Source organism: Pseudomonas inefficax (genome assembly GCF_900277125.1).
GTDB lineage: Bacteria > Pseudomonadota > Gammaproteobacteria > Pseudomonadales > Pseudomonadaceae > Aquipseudomonas > Aquipseudomonas inefficax.
This window is the reverse complement of the sequence record NZ_OPYN01000219.1, coordinates 1-2,005: the sequence shown is the minus strand read 5'-3', so window position 1 is coordinate 2,005 and position 2,005 is coordinate 1. Positions and strand designations below refer to the sequence as shown.

General features: G+C 61.3%; 3 protein-coding genes. 2 read left to right on the top strand and 1 reads right to left on the bottom strand.

What is annotated here, in order from left to right; genetic code table 11:
- On the top strand, window positions 1–712 hold a 712-nt coding region (locus JV551A3_RS27100), incomplete at its 5' end, for a ferredoxin--NADP reductase (protein ID WP_133979296.1).
- A 135-nt stretch (window positions 713–847) separates the two neighbouring features.
- Here the strand turns inward: JV551A3_RS27100 and mscL are convergent.
- Window positions 848–1,267: a large-conductance mechanosensitive channel protein MscL gene (gene mscL / locus JV551A3_RS27095; protein WP_133979294.1), complete on the bottom strand. Its 420-nt coding sequence runs from the start codon at window positions 1,265–1,267 to the stop codon at window positions 848–850.
- Window positions 1,268–1,444: 177 nt separating this feature from the next.
- Here mscL and JV551A3_RS27090 point away from each other — a divergent pair.
- Window positions 1,445–2,005 (top strand): ATPase domain-containing protein (locus JV551A3_RS27090; RefSeq protein ID WP_167494842.1); only part of this gene is annotated, 561 nt, incomplete at its 3' end.

The window sequence follows — 2,005 nt, the reverse complement described above, 5'->3', positions numbered from 1 at the left end:
CCTCTTCAGCCTGCGGGTTACGCGCGATGCGGGGTTCCGCTTCCGTTCCGGCCAGTTTGCCCGCCTGGGTGTGACCAAGGCCGATGGCAGCGTGGTGTGGCGCGCGTATTCCATGGTCAGCGCGCCCCATGACGAGCACCTCGATTTCTTCTCGATCGTGGTGCCAGGAGGGGAGTTCACCAGCGAGCTGAGCCGGCTGGGAGCAGGCGATACCCTGCTGATCGACCGCCAAGCCTTCGGCTTCCTGACTCTCGACCGCTTCGTCGGTGGCCGCGACCTGTGGTTGCTGGCGACCGGAACTGGCATTGCGCCATTCATGTCGATCCTGCAGGACTTCGAGGCCTGGGAGCGTTTCGACAACATCAAGCTGGTGTACTCGGTGCGCGAAGCGAAAGAGCTGGCCTATGTGGATGAGATCGCCGGGCTGGAACAGCGTGATTACCTGGCCGAATTCGCCGGCAAGTTGCAGTTCATTCCGGTGGTGACTCGTGAACAGCACCCAGGGGCGTTGAACCAGCGTATTACCACGCTGATCGAGAATGGCGGGCTGGAAGCGGCGGCGGGGCTGGAACTGTCGCCGGAGCACTCGCGGGTGATGCTGTGTGGCAACCCGGAGATGATTGATGAAACGCGCAAGGTACTTAAGGCGCGCGACCTGCAGTTGAGCCTGAGCAAGCGGCCGGGGCAGGTGGCTGTGGAAAACTACTGGTAAGGCCGTTGGGGCCGCTTTGCGGCCCATCGCGACACAAGGCCGCTCCTACAGGAACCGCGATTTCCTAGGAGATGCAAAAACCTTGTAGGAGCGGCCTTGTGTCGCGATAGGGCTGCAAGGCAGGCCCCCGCAATCTCAGGGCAAGCGGTTCTGGTTCTGGGCTTTGAGCAAATCGCGAATCTCGGTCAGCAAGGTCTCTTCAGCCGAAGGCACTGGCGGCGCAGACGGCGCCACGGCTTCTTCGCGCTTCAAGCGGTTGATCGCCTTGACCCCCATGAAGATGGCAAAGGCCACGATCACGAAGTCGATCACGGTCTGGATGAACTTGCCATACGCCAGCACCACCGCCGGAATGTCACCTTCGGCAGCCTTCAGGGTAATTGCCAGGTCGCTGAAGTCCACGCCACCGATCAACAGGCCCAGTGGCGGCATGNCCACGTCACCGACAAGGGAAGAGACGATCTTGCCGAAGGCCGCGCCAATGATGCTACCAACCGCCATGTCGACGACATTGCCTTTGACCGCGAAGGCCTTGAACTCACTGATCATGCCCATGTTTGGTTCCTTGTAACAAAAGGTAAGGTTTACGCAGTGTAAGCCACTCAAACGCTTCATGCGTTGTGCTCAGGGCCACAGACTGCGGTTAGAACGAATAGTTTTGTCGCATCCCAAGGCGTTCGAGGCACATCCAGCTCGGCTATCATGGCGGTTTTTCCCCAGGAGACCCCAGCCATGGCCAAGGCCAAGCGCTTGTATGGCTGCACCGAGTGCGGTGCGACCTTTCCCAAATGGGCCGGCCAGTGTGGCGAATGCGGGGCCTGGAACACCCTGGTCGAGACCATGATCGAAAGCGGCGGTGCCGCTGCGCCCAGTAGCGGCCGTGCCGGCTGGACCGGTCAGCAGGCGCAGATCAAGACCTTGGCCGAAGTCAGCGTCGAGGAAATCCCGCGTTTCACCACCAGCAGCACCGAACTGGACCGCGTGCTGGGCGGTGGCCTGGTGGATGGCTCGGTGGTGTTGATCGGTGGTGACCCTGGCATCGGCAAGTCGACCATCCTGCTGCAGACCTTGTGCAACATTGCCGTGGGCATGCCGGCGCTGTATGTCACCGGCGAGGAGTCGCAGCAGCAGGTGGCCATGCGCTCCCGGCGCCTGGGCCTGCCCGAGGACCAGCCCAAGGTTATGACCGAAACCTGTATCGAGACCATCATCGCCACGGCCCGTGTCGAGAAACCGCGAGTCATGGTAATCGACTCGATCCAGACCATTTTCACCGAGCAACTGCAATCGGNA